This window comes from Pseudomonas trivialis (genome assembly GCF_001439805.1).
Classification (GTDB): domain Bacteria; phylum Pseudomonadota; class Gammaproteobacteria; order Pseudomonadales; family Pseudomonadaceae; genus Aquipseudomonas; species Aquipseudomonas trivialis.
Window position 1 is genome coordinate 139103 of the sequence record NZ_JYLK01000005.1, and the last position, 14840, is coordinate 153942.

The window sequence follows — 14840 nt, forward strand, 5'->3', positions numbered from 1 at the left end:
TTTTTTGCGTGTTCTCAAAGGCTTGCAGTTGAACAAGCGCGACCGCCCCAAACAGGGCGGTCGTTGTTTAAGTGCCTGGCGTGCGCTCAGGCACCACCGGCCTGCAGCGCCATTGACTGCGACTTTCGGCGGCTTGTGTGGTTAAGGCCCGCTGTGTATCTTGATCAGCCTTTGGCCGTTTGATCGGCCTCGAACCCTATTTTTACGAGATTGGCCCCACGTGGCGAATCCGAGCGTCATCTCTATAAAAAATTGAGGAGCACATCGATGCGCGTCATTCTGCTGGGAGCTCCCGGGGCCGGTAAAGGTACTCAGGCAAAGTTCATCACTGAAAAATTCGGCATTCCACAAATCTCCACCGGCGACATGCTGCGCGCGGCCGTCAAGGCCGGCACCGAACTGGGCCTGATTGCCAAGAGCGTGATGGACAGCGGCGGCCTGGTCTCCGATGACCTGATCATCAACCTGGTCAAGGAACGCATCAGCCAGGACGATTGCAAGAACGGTTTCCTGTTCGACGGTTTCCCTCGCACCATTCCCCAGGCTGAAGCCCTGGTGAAGGCCGGCGTCGAACTGGATGCCGTGGTCGAAATCGCCGTTGAAGATGAAGAGATCGTCCAGCGTATTGCCGGTCGTCGCGTTCACGAAGGCTCGGGCCGCGTGTACCACATCGTCTACAACCCGCCAAAAGTGGCAGGCAAGGACGACATCACCGGTGAAGACCTGGTGCAGCGCAAGGACGACACTGAAGAAACCGTGCGTCATCGCCTGTCGGTCTACCATTCCCAGACCAAGCCGCTGGTGGACTTTTACCAGAAGCTGTCCGCTGCACACGGCAAGCCGAAATACAGCCATATTCCTGGCGTCGGTTCCGTGGAAGCGATTACCGCCAAGGTGCTTCAAGCACTGAGCTGATCGCTCCTCGATTGTTGACAACGGCCCGCTTGCGGGCCGTTGTTGTTTATACTGGCGCACTTTTTTCCGACCTGGACACCCACACCGATGAGCACCCTGCTGGCCCTGGACACCGCGACCGAAGCTTGCTCCGTTGCCTTGCTGCACGATGGCAAGGTAACCAGCCACTACGAGGTGATCCCGCGCCTGCATGCGCAAAAGCTGCTGCCGATGATCAAGCAACTGCTCGAAGATGCCGGTATCGCCTTGTCTGACGTCGATGCCATCGCCTTCGGCCGCGGCCCCGGCGCGTTTACCGGCGTACGTATCGCCATCGGCGTGGTGCAGGGCCTGGCATTTGCGCTGGAGCGCCCGGTGTTGCCGGTCTCCAACCTCGCCGTGCTGGCCCAGCGTGCGCTGCGAGAGCACGGTGCGACGCAGGTAGCGGCAGCGATTGATGCGCGCATGGACGAAGTGTATTGGGGCTGTTACCGCGAGACGGCGGGTGAAATGCGCCTGGTGGGTGTGGAAGCCGTGCAGTCGCCCGAGTCCTCGCGGTTGCCTGACGATGCCAGCGGTGACTGGTTTGGGGCCGGCACGGGTTGGGGATATGGCGAGCGCATCAATGTGCCGCTGGCTGGCCAGGACGCCACCCTGTTGCCCCATGCCGAAGACCTGCTGGCCTTGGCGCGCTTTGCGTTCGAGCGTGGCGAGGCGATCCCGGCTGATCAGGCCGCCCCGGTTTATTTGCGCGATAAAGTCGCTCAGACCAGGGCCGAGCGGGGTCTCTGATCAAACGATCAGGCCCCTGTGGCGAGCGGGCTTGCCCTAATTCCGTTCAGTTAAGCGCAGATTCCTTGTGGCGAGCAGGCTTGCCCTGCGTTGGGGTGCGAAGCAGCCCCAAAACCAGGCGCTGAGCCGTATCAGGTACACCGCGTTTTGCTGGATTGGGGGCGCTTCGCACCCCAACGCGGGGCAAGCCCGCTCGCCACAGGACTCTGTTGAAGATGGCGTGGACTCTAAATTCTGCGCCAATCGTCAGAATCTGACCCTGCTTTGAAACATTTTTCAAAATATGTGTTCTAGTTATCACCAGAGCATTTGCGCGCCACGGAAAGCGCCAGTAAAGTGCCATCATTGATAGCGAGTTCGCATCCATGCGTATAGACGGCTTTTCATCACAGTCCTACCCCATCAAGCGCAAGCCGCGTAAGGCGAACGTTCGGGTGGACGATGCCGTCGAGGATTCGCCCGACTTCATCGAGGTCCACGCCGAAGCATCCCCCCATGCCCAAAGCGGCGCAGGTGCGCGAATCAGCGGCCTTCCGGCCCGTCAGCAGGACATGGTCTTCCCCCGCTCCATGAGCAAAAGCGTCGCCACCGCCCTGGCCAGCTACCTGACCACCGCCGGTTTTGTCGAATGGGATATGGAAGTGCTGGGTCTCGACGTCCACATCTGATGCGTCTGCCTTACTACATCGGCTGCCCCTCCTGGAGTGAAAACGCCTGGCGCGAGTACCTGTATCCGGCCGATGCGCGCTCCAGCAATTACCTGGCGCTGTATTCACAGGTCTTCAACGCTGTTGAAGGCAATACCACCTTTTACGCACGGCCCTCGGCCGCCACGGTGCAGCGCTGGGCCGAGATCATGCCTGATGATTTTCGCTTCACCGCCAAGTTTCCCGGTGACATCAGCCACAGCGGCGACCTGCGCGAACAGTTGCCGGCGGCGGAAAGTTTTGTTGGCTTGATGAGCCCGCTGGGCGAACGTGTATCGCCGCTGTGGCTGCAATTGCCCGCGACGTTTTCGCCGCAACGCCTGGGCGAACTGGCCGGGTTTATCGACGGATTGGAGCGCCCGCTGGCGGTCGAGGTGCGTCATCAGGAATTTTTCGCCAAGGGTGACGCCGAGCGCAGCCTCAACCGCCTGTTGCGCGACCGTGGCGTGGAGCGGATCTGCCTCGATCCGCGCGCGCTGTTCAGTTGCACGTCTACAACCCCCGCGGTGCTGCACGCCCAATCGAAAAAGCCCAGGGTGCCAACGCGTCCGGCAGCATTGACGCAAACTCCCCAAGTGCGCTTTATCGGCCATCCGGAGCTGGAGGCCAACGATCCGTTTCTCACGCCCTGGGTGGAAAAAGTCGGCGGCTGGATTGAAGAGGGCCGCACCCCTTATGTGTTCCTGCACACCTCCGACAACCGTCTCGCGGCGCAGCTGGCCTTGCGGTTTCACGCCAGACTGATGGCGCGTCTGCCGGGCCTGCCGGCGTTGCCGACTTTGCATCGCGAGCCCGCAGCGGAGCAACTGGGGTTACTCTAGGGCTCCCTTTCCCGCCAGGAGTCAGTCATGGATGCCCAAACCCTTCGCGCCGAAACCTTCCAGGCCCTGCACACCCGTGATCGCGCGTTCGTGATGCCCAACCCGTGGGACGCGGGCTCCGCCATCATGCTCGCCCATCTCGGCTTTGAAGCCCTGGCCACCACCAGCGCCGGTTACGCCTTCAGCCTGGGGCGTCCGGATGCCGAAGGGGCGTTGTCCCTGGAGGACACGCTGGTCAACGCCGGCATGATTGCCAAGGCCACGGCATTGCCGGTGGCGGCCGACCTGGAAAACGGTTTCAGCGACACGCCTGAGGGCTGTGCCCAGACCATCCTGCGCGCCGCCGCGGTGGGTATTGTGGGGGGCTCCATCGAAGATGCCACGGGCATTGCCGCCGACCCGATCTACGCCTTCGACCTGTCGGTCGAGCGTGTGGAAGCCGCCGTGGCTGCAGCGCGCAGCCTGCCGTTCGCGTTCATGCTGACGGCCCGCGCCGAGAATCTCCTGCACGGTCGGCTGGATTTGCCTGACACCCTGCGCCGGCTGCAGGCCTACGCCGAGGCCGGTGCCGACGTGCTCTACGCGCCGGGCCTGCGCAGTGCCGACGAGGTGCTGGCGGTGGTCAAGGCCGTCGCCCCCAAACCCGTGAATGTGTTGATGTCCGGTGGCCTCAAACTCAGCGTGGCGCAGTTGAGCGACATGGGCGTCAAGCGCATCAGCGTGGGGTCGGCCATGGCGCTGGCGGCGTATGGCGAGTTTTATCGGGCGGCGCAGGAGGTGTACGGGCTGGGTACGTTTACCTTTACCGAACGCTCGATGCCCTACAGCCAGGCCAGCCAATTCTTCAAGGAATAAGCGGTGCGTGGCCTAAACGTCACCGGTCTGCTGCTGTTGCTCGCGGGCGCCCTCGCACTGGGTGCCTGGCGCGGCTGGCTGCCCTTGCCGAATCAATGGAACCCCTGGGCGCCGCTGGATGTGCGCGACACGCCCAACCTGTTGACGCGTTTCAAGCTGGGGCGTCTACAGGAGGACCCCGCCCTGTGCGACCAAGTGCTGCAGACCTCGGGCTTGCGCGTCAGCCATCAGGCGGATTCGCCGGCCGATGCTGCGTGCCCGTTGCGCAATGTGTTGCGCGTGCAAGGCGCGCAGGTGACCTTGAGCAGCAGCTTTCTCGCCAGTTGCCCGCTGGCGGTGGCGTTCGCCCTGTTCGAACGCCACAGCCTGCAACCGGCGGCCCAGGCTGTGTTTGGTCAAGCGGTGACGCGTGTTGACCACCTGGGCAGCTTCGCCTGTCGCAATGTTTATAACCGCGCCGACGGGCGACTCAGCCAGCATGCGTCGGCCAATGCGGTGGATATCGCCGGCTTTCGCCTGGCGGACGGGCGCCGCATCAGTGTGCTCAAGGATTGGCCGGGGGAGGGCGACAGTGCGCGATTCCTGCGCCAGGTGCGCGACAGCGCCTGTGATGATTTCAACGTGGTGTTGAGTCCGGACTACAACGCGGCGCACCGCAATCATTTCCATCTGGACATGGGCCGTTGGTGGGTGTGTCGCTAGGCGGCCAGGCGCAGGTTGTGTGCCACCAGCGGGCGCGCCCAGTAAGCGTCGAAGTCCAGGGCCTTTTGCTGCGCCACCAGCGCTTCGCTTGGGTACGGCTCGGCGGGCGCAGGCAGCAGGTCCAGTTCGAATTCGGCAATCGGCAGGTGCAACGGGCGCGGTTGTGGCGCCGGGCCTGGCGCGGGTGGCTGTTGGCTGGCGGTGAGCACCAGAGGGCGCACCCAGCCGCTTTCGAAGTTCTGCTGGCGCTGTTGAGCGACAAGTTCTTCTTCGGGGAAGGGGAGGGCCGCCGGTGGCAGCAGGTCGGTCTCGAATTCGGCAATCGGCAGGAACAGCGGTTCAGGTGGGGCGATCGGGGTGTCGATGACGTCGCATTCACGCTGGGTGAGAATCTGCGACAGCAGGTCGGCGCCGGCACTGGGCTCAACCGCCGGGTCCGCCACGGCCGGAGCCTGAGCCGCCTGCGCATCCGCCGTCCCGCCCAACTGCTCGGCCAGCGCGCGGGCGAAGAAGTCCTGCCACACATGACTCACCCCGGCCAGCGCTTGAGTATTGCGCAGGCCGTAGTGGTTATGGGTCGGCAGTACACCGATGGTTAGGGGGAGAATGTCTGACATTTTTCTCGGTCGACGCTCAGCTCTGGCAAAATACCTGACTGTTGGTTTTATCGGCCGTTATTGGCCGATCCTTAATATTTTTGAGCGTAGCGATTGATGAGCGAACAACCAGCGGCCAGCCGCATTCGGGTCGACGCCTTGGCCGAAGGCTTCCAGGCGCGCGCCGAGCAGTGGGCGGCGCTGCTCGGCTTGCCGGTGCAACTCGACGCGGCGGATTTTTCCCTGCAAGTGGGCGAGCATGGCCTGCAACTGCAACAGCTTGGGCCTGACGCGCCGGGGCCGGTGCGCGTTGACTTTGTCGAAGGCGGCGCTGCGCACCGGCGGCTATACGGCGGCGGCAGCGGGCAGATGATCGCCAAGGCGGTGGGGATTGCTCAAGGCGTACGGCCACGGGTACTCGATGCCACCGCAGGCCTGGGCAAGGACGCGTTCGTGCTGGCAAGCCTGGGGTGCGAGATGCGCCTGATCGAGCGCCAGCCGCTGATCGGCGCCTTGCTCGAGGACGGCCTCGCACGCGGGGCGGATGATGTTGAAGTGGCGCCGATTGTCGCGCGCATGCAGTTGCTCAAAGGCAACGCCATCGACCTGATGCTCAACTGGCAAGGCGAACCGCCCCAGGTTATCTACCTGGATCCGATGTTCCCGCACCGTGAGAAAACGGCGCTGGTGAAGAAGGAAATGCGCCTGTTCCGGCCGCTGGTGGGCGATGACCCGGACGCCCCGGCCTTGCTCGCGGCCGCCCTCGCCCTGGCCAGCCATCGCGTGGTGGTCAAGCGCCCGCGCAAGGCTCCCTGCATTGACGGGCCCAAGCCCAGTCATGCGCTGGATGGCAAGTCCAGCCGGTATGACATCTATCCTAAAAAAGCGCTCAAGCCTTAGGAACACGGGCCTCTGTGCGATAAGCCCGCATGAACAACCCCACCACATCCTGCACATGGGCTTCGGCGGCGTCCTCACTCAGCTGCCCGCCGCAGCCATATAGCAGGCGAAAGTTCGCCGTGCCCTTGAGCAGGCAGAAGAAGTGTTCGGCCGCCGTAAACGGTGTGTCGATGCTCAATGCGCCGCTCTGGTCGATCTTGCCCAGCAGGCGCTCCATGCCTTGCAGCATGCGCATGGGGCCCGCCTCGAAGAAGATTTGCGAGAGTTTCACGTCCTGATTGCCCGTGGTCATCATCAGGCGATGCAGGTTCACTGACTCTTCGCTGTTGATCAACCGATGAAAGCGCCGCGCGATGTTCAGCAGCACTTTTTCCACGGGGACGCCTGTTGGCAGCTCGAAGTACATCACCGGCAACTGTTCCTCGCAGGTGGCGGCAACAGCGGCAGTGAACAGGGTCTCCTTGTCGGTGAAGTGACTGTACACGGTGAGTTTCGACACACCGGCCTCAAGGGCCACCGCATCCATGCTGGTGCTGGCGTAACCATTACTCAAAAACAGCACCTTCGCTGCTTCGAGGATTGCCTGGCGTTTTGCCATGTCCTTGGGACGCCCAGGGCTGCTGGTGTTTCCACGATTGTAGGACATTTTACCTTTAATACTGGACTGGTGAGTTTGGTATTAATAACATACCGGCCAGTATAATTATTCCTCGCTCCATTTGCGAAAGGTCCTTCAGCATGCGCAGCACTTTCCTGCCCCTTGCGTTGCCTGTCAGTCTGGTCTTCCTGCTGGCCGCCTGTGGCCACGAAGACGCGATCCAAACCAGCGTCCGCCCGGCCACGGTGGTGCAACCGCAGCCTTCGGCGCAGGCGACGGACAGCTACACCGGTGAGGTGCGTGCCCGCTACGAGCCGGACCTGGCCTTTCGCATCGGCGGCAAAGTCAGCGAGCGCCTGGTGGAAGAGGGGGAGCGGGTCCGGGCCAATCAGCCACTGGCCGAGCTTGATCCGCAGGATGTGCGCCTGCAGCTGGACGCCGCGCGCGCCCAGGTGGCCGCTGCCGAGGCCAACCTGAGCCTGGTGCGCGCCGAGCGGGATCGCTACAAAACGCTGATGGACCGGCAGATGGTCAGTCGCTCGCAGTACGACAACGCCGAAAACCTCTACCGCGCGGGCGAAGCACGGCTCAGGCAGATCAAGGCTGAGTTCACCGTGGCCGGCAACCAGGCCGGTTACGCGGTGTTGCGCGCGCCGCAGGATGGCGTGGTGGCCCGGCGTGCGGTGGAAGTCGGCCAGGTGGTGTCCGCCGGGCAGACCGTGTTCACCCTGGCCACCGATGGCGAGCGGGAAGTGGCGATCAGCCTGCCGGAGCACGGCTTTGCCCGTTTCAAAATCGGTCAGCCGGTGTCGGTGGAGCTGTGGAACCAGCCGGATCAGCGCTTTACCGGGCATATTCGCGAGCTGTCGCCGGCGGCCGATCCCAAATCACGCACCTTTGCCGCACGCGTTGCGTTCACGGGCGGCAAGGTCCCCGCCGTGCTGGGCCAAAGCGCACGCGTATTCATACAGGCCGATGGCGTTATTCCGCTGTCGGTGCCGCTGTCTGCCCTCAGTGCGGAGAACGGCGCGTCCTACGTGTGGCGCGTGCGCCCGGACAGCACGCTGGAGCGCACCCCGGTGCGTGTCGGTGCCTTCGGTGAACACAGCGTGCCGGTGCTGGAAGGTTTGAACCCCACGGATTGGGTAATTGCCGCCGGCGTGCATGTGCTCCACGAAGGCCAGCAGGTACGCCCGGTGGATCGCGCCAACCGCGTGGTGAATCTGGCGGCCAAGGAGTAGTCCCATGGGTTTCAATCTTTCCGCATGGGCGTTGCGTAATCGCCAGATCGTGTTGTTCCTGATGATCCTGCTGGCGGTAGTCGGGACGTTGTCCTACACCAAGCTGGGGCAAAGCGAGGATCCGCCGTTTACGTTCAAGGCCATGGTGATCAAGACCAACTGGCCAGGCGCCACGGCCGAGGAAGTCTCGCGCCAGGTCACCGAGCGCATCGAGAAAAAACTCATGGAGACCGGCGATTACGAGCGCATCGTGTCGTTCTCCCGGCCTGGAGAATCCCAGGTCACCTTCATTGCCCGCGACGCCATGCACTCGGCGCAGATCCCCGAGTTGTGGTACCAGGTGCGCAAGAAGATCAGCGACATCCGCCAGACCTTGCCGCCGGATATCCAGGGGCCGTTTTTCAATGACGAATTCGGCACCACCTTCGGCAATATCTACGCGCTGACCGGTGACGGCTTCGACTACGCCGTGCTCAAGGACTACGCCGACCGTATCCAGATCCAACTGCAACGCGTAGCCGATGTGGGCAAGGTCGAGTTGCTCGGCCTGCAGGACGAGAAAATCTGGATCGAACTGTCCAACCTCAAGCTCGCCACCCTCGGCTTGCCCCTGGCGGCGGTGCAGCAGGCGTTGCAGGAACAGAACGCCGTCTCCACCGCCGGCTTCTTCGAAACCCCGACCGAACGGGTGCAACTGCGCGTGTCGGGCAACTTCAAAAGCGTGGAGCAGATTCGCGACTTCCCGATTCGCGTGGGCGAGCGAACCCTGCGTATCAGCGATGTGGCCGAGATTCAACGTGGCTTCAACGATCCACCTTCACCGCGCATGCGCTTCATGGGCGCCGACGCCATCGGCCTGGCCGTGGCGATGCGCGACGGTGGCGATATCCTGGTGCTGGGCAAGGCCCTCGAAGGCGAATTCGCACGGCTGCAAAAGAGCCTTCCGGCCGGCATGGAACTGCGCAAAGTGTCGGATCAGCCGGCAGCGGTGAAAACCAGTGTCGGCGAATTCGTTCAGGTGCTCGCCGAAGCATTGGCCATTGTGCTGCTGGTGAGTTTCTTCTCGCTGGGAATACGCACCGGCATGGTGGTGGCCCTGGCCATTCCGCTGGTGCTGGCGATGACCTTCGCCAGCATGTATTACCTCGGCATTGGCCTGCACAAGATCTCCCTCGGCGCCCTGGTACTGGCCCTGGGCTTGCTGGTAGACGACGCCATCATCGCCGTGGAAATGATGGCGATCAAAATGGAGCAGGGCTATGACCGCCTCAAGGCCGCCAGTTTCGCCTGGACCAGCACCGCCTTCCCGATGCTCACCGGCACGCTGATCACGGCGGCAGGCTTCCTGCCGATTGCCACCGCGCAATCGAGTACCGGCGAATACACCCGCTCGATCTTTCAGGTAGTGACCCTTGCGCTGCTCGCTTCATGGGTGGCAGCTGTGGTGTTTGTGCCATTCCTGGGGGAAAAACTCCTGCCGGATCTTGCGAAAATTCATGCGGCCAAACACGGGTCCAATGGGCCTGATCCCTACGGCACCCCCTTCTATCAACGTGTCAGACGTGTGGTGGAATGGTGCGTACGCCGACGTAAAACCGTGATCGTACTGACCCTGTTGCTGTTTATCGGCTCGGTGGTGCTGTTTCGCTTTGTGCCGCAGCAGTTCTTCCCGGCCTCCGGACGTCTGGAGTTGATGGTCGACCTGAAGCTGGCCGAAGGCGCGTCCCTGAGCAACACCGCCGACCAGGTCAAGCGCCTTGAAGGCTTGCTCAAGGCGCATGTGGGGGTGGAAAACTATGTGGCCTACGTGGGCACCGGTTCGCCGCGTTTCTACCTGCCCCTGGACCAGCAACTGCCAGCCACCAGCTTTGCGCAGGTGGTGGTGCTGTCCAACAGCATCGAGGCGCGCGAACACCTGCGCACCTGGCTGATCGAAACCCTTAACGAACAATTCCCCGACCTGCGTTCCCGCGTCACGCGCCTGGAGAATGGCCCGCCCGTGGGCTACCCGGTGCAGTTCCGAGTGACCGGTGAGCACATCGACGAAGTGCGCGCCCTTGCGCGCAAAGTGGCGGCCAGGGTTCGCGAAAACACCCACGTGGTCAACGTACACCTGGACTGGGAAGAACCGAGCAAGATCGTCTACCTCAATATCGATCAGGACCGTGCCCGCGCCCTCGGCGTGAGCACCGCCAACCTGTCGCGATTCCTCCAGCGCTCGTTGACCGGCGCCAGCGTCAGCCAATACCGGGAGGACAACGAGTTGATCGAAATCCTGCTGCGCGGCACCGTCCAGGAACGTACGCAGTTGTCGCTGCTGCCCAGCCTGGCGGTGCCCACCGACAACGGCAAGAGCGTGGCGCTGTCGCAGATCGCGACCCTTGAATACGGCTTTGAGGAAGGCATCATCTGGCACCGCAATCGCCTGCCGACGGTGACAGTGCGCGCCGATATCTACGGCAAGGAACAACCAGCGACCCTGGTGCAGCAGATCCTGCCGACCCTTGCGCAGGTGCGCGCCGAGTTGCCGGATGGCTATCTGCTCGAGGTGGGCGGTACGGTTGAAGATGCCGCCCGCGGGCAGAACTCGGTGAAGGCCGGCGTGCCGTTGTTTATCGTGGTGGTGCTGACGTTGCTGATGCTGCAACTGCGCAGCTTTTCGCGCACGGCCATGGTGTTTTTGACCGCGCCGTTGGGGCTGATCGGCGTGACGCTGTTCCTGCTGGTATTCCGCCAGCCGTTCGGCTTTGTGGCCATGCTCGGCACCATCGCCCTGTCGGGAATGATCATGCGCAACTCGGTGATTCTGGTGGACCAGATCGAACAGGACATCAAGGCCGGCCTGGCGCCCTGGCAGGCAATCATCGAAGCCACGGTGCGGCGCTTTCGTCCGATTGTGCTGACGGCGCTGGCGGCAGTGCTGGCGATGATTCCGCTGTCGCGCAGTGTCTTCTTCGGGCCGATGGCGGTCGCGATCATGGGCGGGCTGATTGTAGCGACGGCGTTGACGCTGTTGTTCCTGCCGGCCCTGTATGCGGCGTGGTTTCGAGTGAGGAAGGACGCGTAGTCCCCGGAACCATTTCTTTCTGGATACCACACAGGGATTACCCGACCGGTAGGTGCCGTCGTACACACAATGCGACGGTTTGGGTTGCGATGTGAATTCAACTAGAAAGGAATGTTTATGATCTTGCCAATACTGATGATGCTGCCGATGCAGATGATGAATTCGATGTTAGGGGGAAACGGACGAGGCCGGGACCACGACCATCGCCATGACAAGGATAAAGGTCAAGGCAATGACAAGCTGGATATCAATATCACCGTCAATAACAGCAACGAAAATTCGACGATGTCGTTCTCGCAAAGCACCAGCAACTCGTCGGCAGGTCGCATCAGTTATTAAGTGTGCTGACAGGTATGCGCGGCATTCGGTTGAGCAAAAAAAGCCCTGACACTGTCAGGGCTTTTTTTTATGCGTCAGTCAGGCTCAGAGCGCACCAAAGACTTTCCTGGCCAGGCTTGTCGCCGCCGCTGCCGGATTCTTGCGAATGGTTTCTTCCTGCTGCGCAATCATCTTGAACAAGCCGTCCAGCGCCTGTTCGGTCACGTAGCTTTCGACATTCGCGCTCTTGGCATCCACCGCGCCAAAAGCCGCCGCCTTGCCGGCCAGCGAGTTGTACTGCTGGGCCACGCCGACCTTGTCGGTCGCTGCCTTGACGATTGGCAGGAACCTGGCGCGGATCTGCTCGCGGCTGCTCTTGTTCAGGTACTGCGTGGCCGAGTCCTGACCGCCGCTGAGAATGCCCTTGGCGTCGGTCACGCTCATGTTTTTCACGGCGTTGACCAGGATCGGCTGAGCCTGGGTCACGGCGGTTTCGGCGGCTTTGTTCATGCTGGTTTCCAGCTGTGTGACCTGTTCACCCAGGCCGAACATCTTGAGCTTGTCGGCGACTTTGCCGAGCTTGCCCGGCAGGCCGATTTTTACCTCAGGGTTGTTGCTGAAACCGCCGGGGGTACCCAGTTGTTTCACGGCAATCTGCGCGCCCTGGGTCAGCGCATCCTTGAGGCCGCCACTGGCGTCGCCCTGGGACAGGCTGCCAAGGTCCAGGGCCATGGCGTTGGCACCGAGCAGCAGGCCGGCACACAGGGCAGTCAGGCGAAGCGTGTTACGGAGCATGAAGGGCTTCCTTATGTTCAGAGGTTGATCATTCAATCGGGTGGCTTTGTGCAGGTTCGACCGGCGCGTCGGCCGCGCCATCGACACGGTGCAGCGCCACCTGACGGATCGACAGACGAATGTCGGCGGGCAATACGCGTTTGGCGGCGCCTTCGGCCAGTTCGCCGAGCAAATCGTGATAGCTCAACTTGCCGGCTTCGTCGCGGCGCAGCACATCTTGCTCCAGCAGCGTCTGGATGAAATGTCGGAAAAGGCTCTTGTCAAAGAATTCCGGGGCATTGAGGCCATGCAGGATCGACAGGCGCTGGGCCATGATCGTGCACAGGTCTTCCAGCTCTTCGGCGCTGATGCTGCTCTGGCCGCTGTTGAGCAGCAGCGAGATCGCCATATAGAAGCGTTGCAGGGTCTGGGCGATGCTCTTGGACAGCAATGTCAGTAGCACGAAATGCCGCGAACTCGGGGCCGGACGCAGGTACACCTCGTTCTCGAAGCGCAGCAGGCCCTGCTCGACAAACGCTTGCAGCCACTGGTCGACCACCGCGTCGAGGTCTTCCAGGGACCAGCGGATAAACAGCTCCGATTGCAGGTACGGGTAGAGCGCGTGGGTGTAGCGCAGCATTTGCTCGCGGCTCATGCGCGAGCTGCTCTGGAAGAAGCTCGCCAGCAGGGCCGGCAGGGCGAAAATGTGCAGCACGTTATTGCGGTAGTAGGTCATCAGGACGGCGTTCTGCTCGTCCAGGTAAAGAATCTTGCCCAAGGCATCGCTTTGTTCCGACAGCAGGTCCATGTCCTTGACGTGTTTGATCAGCGCCAGGCCATCACCTTCGGGCAAGGTGGTGTGCGGCGAGTAAGGCACGCGGCGCAACAGCGCCAGGTACAGGTCGAGCTGGCGGGCCATGGCCTGTTCGTCCAGGGCCAGGCGCGTGGTCGAGAGCAAGGCCAGGGCCACCAGGTTCACCGGGTTGACCGCCGCCGCTTCGTTCAAGTGGCGCGCCACCTGTTCGCCCAGACGGTGCGTGGTTTCATGCAGCCACGCCGGTTTGTAGTTGGGGCCCAGTTCCTGGGAGCGCCAGTCCGGCTGCTCGCTGTCGAGGAACTCGGCCAGCTTGATCGGCTCGCCGAAGTTGACCGCGACCTGGCCAAAACGCTGCTTGAGCGCGCCGACCACTTTGAAAATATCGAAGATCGACTCTTTCTTCTTGCTCGCGCCACGCAGTTCGCCGAGGTAAGTGCGGCCTTCGAGCACGCGTTCATAGCCGATGTACACCGGCACGAACACGATTGGCATGCGCGAAGAGCGCAGGAAACTGCGCAGGGTGATCGCCAGCATGCCGGTCTTGGGCTGCAGCATGCGCCCGGTGCGCGAGCGTCCGCCTTCGACGAAATACTCCACCGGGAAACCCTTGGTGAACAGGGTGTGCAGGTATTCGTTGAACACCGAGGTGTACAGCGCGTTGCCCTTGAAGGTGCGGCGCATGAAAAACGCACCGCCACGGCGCAGCAGGCTGCCGATCACCGGCATGTTCAGGTTGATGCCGGCGGCGATGTGCGGCGGGGTCAGGCCGTTCTTGAACAGCAGGTACGACAGCAGCAGGTAGTCGATATGGCTGCGGTGGCAAGGCACGTAGATCACCTCGTAGCCCTGGGCGACCTGTTGCACTCCTTCGATATTGTTGACCTTGATGCCGTCGTAGATCTTGTTCCAGAACCAGCTCAGCACCACCTCAAGGAAGCGGATCGCGGTGTAGGTGTAGTCCGAGGCGATCTCGTTGCCATAACGCAGGGCCAGGGCCTTGGCTTTTTCCGGGGCGATCTTTTCCCGTTCGGCCTCATCCAGGATGGCCTGGCGCACCAGAGGCATGTTCACCAGGCCCTTGACCAGGTTGCGGCGGTGGGACAGGTCGGGGCCGATCACGGCCGTCTTCAGGTTACGAAAGTGCACGCGCAGGATGCGTTGGGCCATGCGCACGGTGCGTTCGTGACCTTTATTGTGCTCGATCAATTCGCGCAGGTTGATTGGCGCGGAGAATTGCACGCGGGTCTTGCGGCCCAGAATCAGGATGCTCAACAGGCGGCGCAGGCGCCCGGTGACGGCCCAGCTGTCGGCGAACAGCAGCTTCCACGGGCTGGACTCGCTCTCGGGGGACTGGCCCCAGAACACGCTGACCGGAATGATTTGTGCATCCTCTTCGGCGTGGTCACTGAGGGTGTTGACCAGGCGCGTCAGAGTGGGCGGCGCACCGCGTTTGTCCTGGCGACCCAGCCAGTCCGGCTCCGGCGTGAGGTAGAAGAACGCAGCAGCTTCCATCAATGGACCTACCGCCACCGGCAGCACCGGGCGCGGCAGGCCGGCCTTGGTGCACTCGGCATCGACCACGGCCAGTTCGGTGAGCGAAGGCGATTGCAGGACGTAGAACACCGGCCGACTGCGGTCGAGGTTGAGGGTCAGGGACGACTGGTTGATCGTCTCCGAGCGAACCCAGAGGTACAACAGTCGGCGCAAGGTGCCGAACACCAGACGGCGGAACGGGGAGCGGGTCATAGGCGAGCTGCT

General features: G+C 62.4%; 14 protein-coding genes. 10 read left to right on the plus strand and 4 right to left on the minus strand.

Annotated features, from left to right (window positions below):
- The first annotated feature begins 267 nt into the window (after window positions 1-267).
- The 6 genes from adk to TU79_RS09550 all read left to right on the plus strand — a co-directional run bounded on the left by adk (window position 268) and on the right by TU79_RS09550 (window position 4771).
- Complete coding sequence (gene adk, locus TU79_RS09525; RefSeq protein WP_003231293.1) at window positions 268-915, plus strand: adenylate kinase; 648 nt, start codon at window positions 268-270, stop codon at window positions 913-915.
- A gap of 87 nt (window positions 916-1002) precedes the next feature.
- The gene (gene tsaB / locus TU79_RS09530; RefSeq protein ID WP_057007754.1) at window positions 1003-1686 is read left to right on the plus strand and encodes a tRNA (adenosine(37)-N6)-threonylcarbamoyltransferase complex dimerization subunit type 1 TsaB; all 684 of its coding nucleotides are present in this window, start codon (window positions 1003-1005) and stop codon (window positions 1684-1686) included.
- Between the two features lie 365 nt (window positions 1687-2051).
- Window positions 2052-2354 carry a hypothetical protein gene (locus TU79_RS09535; RefSeq protein ID WP_057007755.1) on the plus strand — a complete coding sequence of 101 codons (303 nt, stop codon included), beginning with the start codon at window positions 2052-2054 and terminating at the stop codon, window positions 2352-2354.
- Complete coding sequence (locus tag TU79_RS09540) at window positions 2354-3214, plus strand: DUF72 domain-containing protein (RefSeq protein WP_057007756.1); 861 nt, start codon at window positions 2354-2356, stop codon at window positions 3212-3214. The genes TU79_RS09535 and TU79_RS09540 overlap by 1 nt, the downstream gene beginning before the upstream one ends.
- Before the next feature lie 27 nt (window positions 3215-3241).
- Window positions 3242-4069, plus strand: coding sequence for an isocitrate lyase/PEP mutase family protein (locus TU79_RS09545; protein WP_057007757.1), 828 nt, complete (start codon window positions 3242-3244; stop codon window positions 4067-4069).
- Between the two features lie 3 nt (window positions 4070-4072).
- Window positions 4073-4771, plus strand: a complete 699-nt coding sequence (locus tag TU79_RS09550; protein WP_057007758.1) for an extensin-like domain-containing protein — start codon at window positions 4073-4075, stop codon at window positions 4769-4771.
- Here TU79_RS09550 and TU79_RS09555 read toward each other — a convergent pair.
- Window positions 4768-5388, minus strand: a complete 621-nt coding sequence (locus TU79_RS09555; protein WP_057007759.1) for a hypothetical protein — start codon at window positions 5386-5388, stop codon at window positions 4768-4770. The genes TU79_RS09550 and TU79_RS09555 overlap by 4 nt on opposite strands.
- 96 nt (window positions 5389-5484) lie before the next feature.
- Between TU79_RS09555 and TU79_RS09560 the strand changes: the two genes are divergently transcribed.
- On the plus strand, window positions 5485-6267 hold the full coding sequence (locus tag TU79_RS09560) for a class I SAM-dependent methyltransferase (RefSeq protein WP_057007760.1): 783 nt from the start codon (window positions 5485-5487) through the stop codon (window positions 6265-6267).
- Here TU79_RS09560 and TU79_RS09565 read toward each other — a convergent pair.
- Window positions 6257-6913, minus strand: coding sequence for a TetR/AcrR family transcriptional regulator (locus TU79_RS09565; RefSeq protein ID WP_057007761.1), 657 nt, complete (start codon window positions 6911-6913; stop codon window positions 6257-6259). The genes TU79_RS09560 and TU79_RS09565 overlap by 11 nt on opposite strands.
- Window positions 6914-7005: 92 nt before the next feature.
- On the opposite strand from TU79_RS09565, the gene TU79_RS09570 reads away from it, so the two are divergent.
- The 3 genes from TU79_RS09570 to TU79_RS09580 all read left to right on the plus strand — a co-directional run bounded on the left by TU79_RS09570 (window position 7006) and on the right by TU79_RS09580 (window position 11512).
- A complete protein-coding gene (locus TU79_RS09570; RefSeq protein ID WP_057007762.1) occupies window positions 7006-8106 on the plus strand; it encodes an efflux RND transporter periplasmic adaptor subunit in 1101 nt (366 codons plus the stop codon).
- 4 nt (window positions 8107-8110) lie between these two features.
- Window positions 8111-11173, plus strand: a complete 3063-nt coding sequence (locus tag TU79_RS09575) for an efflux RND transporter permease subunit (protein ID WP_057007763.1) — start codon at window positions 8111-8113, stop codon at window positions 11171-11173.
- A 117-nt stretch (window positions 11174-11290) separates the two neighbouring features.
- Window positions 11291-11512 carry a hypothetical protein gene (locus TU79_RS09580; protein WP_231986901.1) on the plus strand — a complete coding sequence of 74 codons (222 nt, stop codon included), beginning with the start codon at window positions 11291-11293 and terminating at the stop codon, window positions 11510-11512.
- 84 nt (window positions 11513-11596) lie between these two features.
- Here the strand turns inward: TU79_RS09580 and TU79_RS09585 are convergent, their stop codons facing one another.
- A complete protein-coding gene (locus TU79_RS09585) occupies window positions 11597-12286 on the minus strand; it encodes a DUF4197 domain-containing protein (protein ID WP_057007765.1) in 690 nt (229 codons plus the stop codon).
- Window positions 12287-12314: 28 nt separating this feature from the next.
- Window positions 12315-14828, minus strand: coding sequence for a glycerol-3-phosphate 1-O-acyltransferase PlsB (plsB, locus tag TU79_RS09590; RefSeq protein ID WP_057007766.1), 2514 nt, complete (start codon window positions 14826-14828; stop codon window positions 12315-12317).
- Between the last annotated feature and the right edge of the window lie 12 nt (window positions 14829-14840).